Annotated in this window: 8 protein-coding genes; all 8 read left to right on the top strand. The window is 65.9% G+C overall.

Annotation, left to right across the window (positions count from 1 at the left end; genetic code table 11):
• The first annotated feature begins 264 nt into the window (after positions 1 to 264).
• The 8 genes from AC1RWI_RS06990 to AC1RWI_RS06955 all read left to right on the top strand — a co-directional run bounded on the left by AC1RWI_RS06990 (position 265) and on the right by AC1RWI_RS06955 (position 5,965).
• Positions 265 to 480 (top strand): response regulator transcription factor, encoded by a 216-nt coding sequence (locus AC1RWI_RS06990; RefSeq protein ID WP_492865313.1) that lies wholly within the window; start codon positions 265 to 267, stop codon positions 478 to 480.
• Positions 481 to 508: 28 nt separating this feature from the next.
• On the top strand, positions 509 to 733 hold the full coding sequence (locus tag AC1RWI_RS06985) for a helix-turn-helix domain-containing protein (protein ID WP_173430662.1): 225 nt from the start codon (positions 509 to 511) through the stop codon (positions 731 to 733).
• 209 nt (positions 734 to 942) lie between these two features.
• Positions 943 to 1,785: a sensor histidine kinase gene (locus AC1RWI_RS06980; RefSeq protein ID WP_492865311.1), complete on the top strand. Its 843-nt coding sequence runs from the start codon at positions 943 to 945 to the stop codon at positions 1,783 to 1,785.
• 2 nt (positions 1,786 to 1,787) lie between these two features.
• Entirely contained in the window at positions 1,788 to 2,432 is a 645-nt protein-coding gene (locus AC1RWI_RS06975) for a response regulator (protein ID WP_043346259.1), read from the top strand.
• 239 nt (positions 2,433 to 2,671) lie between these two features.
• Positions 2,672 to 4,033, top strand: a complete 1,362-nt coding sequence (locus AC1RWI_RS06970; RefSeq protein WP_492865309.1) for a hypothetical protein — start codon at positions 2,672 to 2,674, stop codon at positions 4,031 to 4,033.
• Positions 4,034 to 4,115: 82 nt separating this feature from the next.
• Entirely contained in the window at positions 4,116 to 5,384 is a 1,269-nt protein-coding gene (locus tag AC1RWI_RS06965; protein ID WP_492865307.1) for a hypothetical protein, read from the top strand.
• Positions 5,385 to 5,444: 60 nt separating this feature from the next.
• Positions 5,445 to 5,708 (top strand): hypothetical protein, encoded by a 264-nt coding sequence (locus tag AC1RWI_RS06960; protein WP_492865305.1) that lies wholly within the window; start codon positions 5,445 to 5,447, stop codon positions 5,706 to 5,708.
• A gap of 41 nt (positions 5,709 to 5,749) precedes the next feature.
• Complete coding sequence (locus AC1RWI_RS06955; protein ID WP_043346252.1) at positions 5,750 to 5,965, top strand: hypothetical protein; 216 nt, start codon at positions 5,750 to 5,752, stop codon at positions 5,963 to 5,965.
• The last annotated feature ends 35 nt before the right edge of the window (positions 5,966 to 6,000 follow it).

The following is a 6,000-nucleotide window of genomic DNA, read 5'->3' as shown; positions in this document are numbered from 1 at the left end:
GTCGGGGGGGGGGCTCAGGGGAAAGCCGCTGCCGGGCAGGGCAAGGATTGACGGGCGACGCGGATCAGCGAGCACCGGTGGCCACGCTTTGCACTGGAGTTCGCTCCCACCCTTAGTCCACCGTAGTCCACGCCGCCCGGGCCATGGCCGGCGATGGTCTTTCCGGCTGGGGCGTGCGCGCAACGATAGCGATCTTCATCGTGCCACCCAATGGGCCACTTTCTGCCAGAATTGGCGGCTTTATTCCCCCCCCTCTGGCGCCATATGCAGGCACAACACATTTCCTCAGCCACGCTGACGCACCGCGAACGAGAAGTCCTGGCCCTGGTCGCATCCGGCATGAGTTGCCGCGCCGTTGCCACCGAATTACAGATCAGCGTGCTGACCGCCCGCAAGCATCGCAGCAACTTGCTCGGCAAGACGGGCCTGCGCAATGCGGCGCAGCTTGCCGCCTACGCGGTGGCGCACGGCTTTCGTTGATCTCGCGCGGCCCATCGGAGCGGCAGAGATGGCGCATCCGGATCGCGTGCCACCGCTTGTGCTGACGCAGCGCGAGTGTGACATCGCACAACGCGTAGCCGCGGGGCACACTAGCAAGCAGATCGCCAGAGAGCTCGGCCTGAGCAACCTGACCGTACGCAAGCATCGGGAGAACCTGTGCCGGAAACTCGGGGTTGGCAATGCGGCCGGCGTGGCGATCTATTGCCTACGTCATGGCCTGCTGGCGCCTTGAGCGAATGCTTGAATCCGTGCTAACGGAGATACGGCATTGGCAGTATTGCAAGGTGCGTGCGCGCGGCGGGATGATGCTGCGCAGGCTTTGCTTTGTAGGCTGGAAAGCTAGAGCTGGCGCGGCACTCAGCGAACTGTAAGTCAATTGAAAAATATTTAAAAGAGATTTTCGCGTGCACGGGCGTTAGTTGGTTTTTATTAGGGGCAGGCATGGAGCAAAATAAAAATTCCGGGTCGGTGCTCTGGGGCGCGTACGGGCTTGTCCCAGAGCGCAGGCCCGCGTACCAAGCCAATCGTCCAACGCGCGGGCGGCGGCGCCGCGAGCAACAGCAAGCCATCCTCGACGCCAGCCTTCTGGCCCGGGAATGCGAGCGGCAGCGCATCGCCTGCTGCCTGCACGACGAGGTGGGCCAGGTGCTTGCCCTGGCGCTATTGCGGCTGGGCCAGTTCGAGAGGCTGGCGTGCCCGCCGCAGGCGCGGGCGCTGATCGACGAGACGCGTGAGCTGGTGGCGGACGTTGCCGGCAACATCCGCTCGGCGACGTTCGACCTCGGGCTTGGCCTGCTGGCGCAGGGGCCGCTCGACGACGCGCTGCGTAGCTTGGCGCATCGTGCACGGGCCGGATCGAGCGGCGCACCCCGCCTGCTGCTGGATCTGCGCGGCCCGCAGGTGCTGCTTGAGCAAGCCGCCACCGCAGTGTTGCTGCGTGTGGTGAACGAACTGCTTGCCAACGTCCGGAAGCACAGCGGTGCGGCCCAGGTGTGGGTGCGTACGGCCTGTGGGCGCGGTCACGTGACGGTCAGCGTGGAGGACAACGGCCGTGGCTTCGATGCCGGCGCCGTCTCCAGCGAGGGCGCTGCTGCTGGCGGCTTTGGCCTGCCCAGCAGCACGGCGCAGCTTCGCGCGCTGGGCGCGCGCCTCGAAGTGTGCTCCGCGCCGGGCATCGGCACTCGCATGCGCATCGTAATGCCCATAGGCCACGGGCGGGGGGGTGGCGCCGACGCCGACGGCTCGCCGCATCGCGACGGGAGCGACACCATATGGCGAGGTTAGAGATGCCGACCACGCGCGTTTTGCTGGCGGATGATCACACGCTCTTCCGGGAGGGGCTCGCCGCCTTGCTTGAGCGGGAAGCCGACATGACCGTCATCGGGCAAGCCGCCGACGGTATGGAAGCTTTCCGAATGGCTCAGGCTTTGCTCCCCGACGTGATCGCACTCGATCTCGGCATGCCAGTACTCAACGGCGTCGACGCGCTCTGCCGCATCGTGCCTGCCGTGCCCTCGGCGCGCGTCCTGTGCCTCTCGGCGCATGCCGAGCAGCGCATGATCGCCGCCGCGCTGGATGCCGGCGCGCTCGGCTATCTGCTCAAGGATTGCGCCTACGACGAGCTCGGCAAGGCCATCCGCACGGTGGCGGGCGGACGCTCATATCTCAGTCCGGAAGTTGCCACCGCCATGGTCGCCAGCCTGCGCTCGGCGCGGCACCACGGCGCGACGGCGCCGAGCGCGCAACTCAGCGTGCGCGAGAGGCAGATCCTGCAGTTGCTGGTGGAGGGTCACTCCACCCGGGAGATCGCCGAACGGCTGCACATCAGCGCCAAGACAGTAGGTACCCATCGGGAACACATCATGGCCAAGCTTCAGGTCAAGGGCATTGCCCAGTTGACGCGTTACTCCATTCGCGAAGGCCTGTTCTAGCCGTTGCGCCCCCGCGCGAACCGCGCCTGTGCCTCCGCCGGTCCGGGCTGCTGACGAGCGAATCAGTTTTCCTGAAGGTGCAAATCAGCCAGCGACACGGTTCGCCGGCGCCCGCGATGGGCGACCATGCATTCCAGACGAACGGTGCATGCGCGATGGCGGCAAGGCACGGCGCGTCGGCGGACGACGGGGTTGATGCCGGCGCCGTCCTTTCTCGACAAACGATCTGGAGCTGGAAAATGGCAAACGTCGATACGGTGGGTCTGTGGAAACAGTGGATGGGCGCCCTGCAGGCGTCCGCCTTTCCCAATGGCATGTCCGCCCAGCAGCAGTTCAGCGCTGGCTCTACCACCCTGAACGTGGACCTCGGCAACGCCGACCCTGGCATTATCAATGCCTACGTGTATGGCATTGGCGATGTCGTGCCTGCCAACAGCCCGGCATACGCACCAGCGGGCGGGCTGCTGGCGACGTACGCGACCTTCCTCGACTGGGTGGACCTTGGCGCCATGGTCAACCCAAACCTCGCCAGCCAGGTCAACCAGGCCGCAGCCGCGCTCAATACCGCCCAGACGACATTCAACAACGTCCAGGTGGCGGCCTACACGGCTTACGGTGCCTACAAGAACGTCAATCCCACGCCGCCTGCGTTCCAGACCTGGGTGCAGCAGAGCTATCCGTCATACCTGAGCGCCAACAATGCGCTGATCGGCGCTGCCAGCGCCTATGACGAAATCATGATCCAGGCCTATGGGGCCGGCTATAGCGTCGTGCAGCAGGCCCGCGCAAAGGTGGGCATCAACGGCGCGCAGAGCATGTCGCTGCAGAACCCGTACAACATGCCAGTCAAGATAGGCAGCGTCGCGCCCGCGGGCAGCCAGCCGGTGGTAATCGGCGGCACCAATCCGGTGCCGGCGAACAACCTAATCTCGGCCTTTGCGCCGTCCTACGCCCTGCAAGCATTCAGCACCAAGTATGCCGAGTGGCAGCAGGCCAGCGTCGCCGGTAAGAATAACGCCGGCGCGTCGATCTCGGTGACCTCCGCTTCGAAGACCTATGACTTCGACGAGTTTGGCTGGAGCACCTCGGTGGACGCCAGCCTGTTCGGCGACTTCTTCTCCTTCTTCGGCAGCGGTTCGGCCAGCGGCCAGAAGACCAGCGTCAATACCGCCAGCACGGACTTCAGCCTGACCGTGGACTTTACCGGCTTCGGCACCTTTCCGGTCAGCCCTGGGCTGTGGTGGGACAACGGCGCGCTGGTGTCGACCTACCATCAGCGGCTCAAACCCGGCGCGCCGGCTTTCTTCGGCGACAGCGGAGCGCTGGCGCGGATGCCGACGCAGATCGTGGTGGGCTTCCAGCCGACGGTGACGCTGAAGATGGCGGCCAGCGACTACAGCAACGTCAAGAACAGCTGGCAGGCACAGGCGACCGCATCGATTGGCATCGGGCCGTTCCGCCTCGGCTCGGCCACGGTGTCGACCTACGGCACAAAGCAGGACATCAAGTGGGACGACGCATCGGCCACAGTCACCATCGGCCCGGTCAGCAGCACCCTGCCGATCCTGCTTGGGGTCGTAAGCCAGAAGCTCGGCACCTGATGCCACTCGCAGTGGCAGTCCCTCGCGCGCTCGTGCGAGGGGCTGCACCGCGTTCCTGTCCATCCTGCCGGGAGGTCTCGCCGTGCTATCCGACCGCGCGCTCTGGCGCTTGTATGCCGCGGCGATTGCCAGCCATGTGGGCGTGACTGGCAGCGACGTGTTCTCCGTCGCCGGGGTTGCCACCTTCAGCGGCCTGGGCAGCGCGGATGCGCAGGTGTGCAATTGGTGCACCTACCAGCTTGGCGACAGTATTCCCGCTGCCGCCGGTGCCTACGCACCACGCAGTGGCTTGTTTGCCGCATATTGGCTGTGCCTGAGCTACCTGGTGGAAAGCGCCGCGGCGCAGCCCGGCTTGTTGCAGGCGGCTGCCCGGTCGAGCGGCCTGCAATCCGACCTAGCGCGCTACCGGCACGCCGTGCTGGCATGGCGGCCCGGACCTGCCACGCCGACGGGCGTCAACTTCGCGGCCAATGCCGCAAACGATGCGATGGCGGGTGGCGTGTCCGCGGCAGCGCTGGACGCGCATCAGGCGCTGCTAGTCCGGCTGGGCGGACGCATGCTGGCGCTCACGACGGCCTTGAATCGCTGCCTGCAGGCAGCGCAACAGGAGGCGTCGGACCTGAACATGGCCGCCAGCCTCTATGCGACGGGAACCGTATTCCGCTGCCCGCAATACGCGATCGACGGCTGGCTGACGGGACTGGCCACATGGCGCGCGTCGCCGGCCAGCGGCGCCACGGCCTGGTCCGTGTCCGTGCCGCCGCAAGGGCTGGCTGCGCTAGCCGAGACCGCGCCCGCTGCCTCGCAGGGCGCAGGGCCGCCGGATCCGACGGATGCAGGGAACTGGCCTTCTTTCCTGGACCTGCACGCGTCCGGAGACACGGTAGCGGCTGGCGCCCTCAACGCCGCTTCGCTATCGACGACGGTCGACGGCGCGGCGGATGGCCTGCTCGACGAGGTCAATGGGTTGACGTTGTCGCTGGGTGGATTCGGCGTCTTCGCGCTGTCCCCGGGCAACTGGTTCGACGCCGGCCTGCTGGGTGGCGGCCAGGCCGCGTTGCCTGCCGGCGCGCCCGATTTCTTTAGCGCTGCCGGTGCGCTTGCCTTGCTGCCAACGGGTGCAGTCATCGGCTACCAGCCGCGCGTTACACTGCGCGCCGGCAGCCCTCAGCAGGCTCAGGCGCTCGCCACCGCGCTGACGCGGGTCGGTCCGTTTGCCGTACAGGGCGTGAGCCAGGATGCGCCGGGCGTCATGGCATGCAGGGGTTGCAACGGCACCGAAGTCTCGTTCGATGCCAGCGGCTCGGATGTCCCGGTCCTGCTGGGCGTGATCAGCAAGCCGGTTTCGTAGCGCTAGCGGGGACACGCCCGCCAGCGCATCCATTGCAGTAGCGTTTCAAGGAGAGCAACCATGATGGACGACTGGAAAGTCAGCACGTATCGCGACCCCACGAACGGCATTGGCGTCTGGGTGTACTACGAGAATCCGGCCTTTCCGGATATCCACATGAGTCGTTGCGTCGACGATGCCACGCGCGACCATATGGCGACGAACGATCGCACCGCCTATTACTTCGGCAATAATCGGCCGCCCACTTTCAACAACGCCACAGTGCCGGAACATACCCGCATCGCGCTGCAGGCCGCCTGGCGCGACTATTTCACTGTGATGTGAGGTCTGCCATTCCACGAGTTGCATCCTTCAAGGAGTCAGCCATGGCCAAGTATTGCCAGGAAAAATTCACCGAAGCCACCACCGGAACAGAGGTCAAGGTCTGCTGGCGGCAGGACAAGCATGTCCACGATGCCACTCTCATCACAACGATCGAGCTCTGGCTCCAGGCCCAGCGGGGAGGGCAATGGGGTGTACGCCCCGGCAGCTACGAGTCCAACCTGTCGTCCTGCGCGGTGAACGCGGTCAGTTTTGGCTAGTGCGCTAACCAGGGCGGGGGCCGGTACCCCCGCCG

Source organism: Cupriavidus sp. MPR-AND1C (assembly GCF_058809705.1).
The sequence above is the reverse complement of the archived record's forward strand: the minus strand, read 5'-3'. Positions and strand labels throughout refer to the sequence as shown.

Bases quoted from the DNA above. Each gene is read 5' to 3' on its own strand.
- AC1RWI_RS06990 (WP_492865313.1), top strand. From the start codon at position 265: ATGCAGGCACAACACATTTCCTCAGCCACGCTGACGCACCGCGAACGA.
- AC1RWI_RS06985 (WP_173430662.1), top strand. From the start codon at position 509: ATGGCGCATCCGGATCGCGTGCCACCGCTTGTGCTGACGCAGCGCGAG.
- AC1RWI_RS06980 (WP_492865311.1), top strand. From the start codon at position 943: ATGGAGCAAAATAAAAATTCCGGGTCGGTGCTCTGGGGCGCGTACGGG.
- AC1RWI_RS06975 (WP_043346259.1), top strand. From the start codon at position 1,788: ATGCCGACCACGCGCGTTTTGCTGGCGGATGATCACACGCTCTTCCGG.
- AC1RWI_RS06970 (WP_492865309.1), top strand. From the start codon at position 2,672: ATGGCAAACGTCGATACGGTGGGTCTGTGGAAACAGTGGATGGGCGCC.
- AC1RWI_RS06960 (WP_492865305.1), top strand. From the start codon at position 5,445: ATGATGGACGACTGGAAAGTCAGCACGTATCGCGACCCCACGAACGGC.
- AC1RWI_RS06955 (WP_043346252.1), top strand. From the start codon at position 5,750: ATGGCCAAGTATTGCCAGGAAAAATTCACCGAAGCCACCACCGGAACA.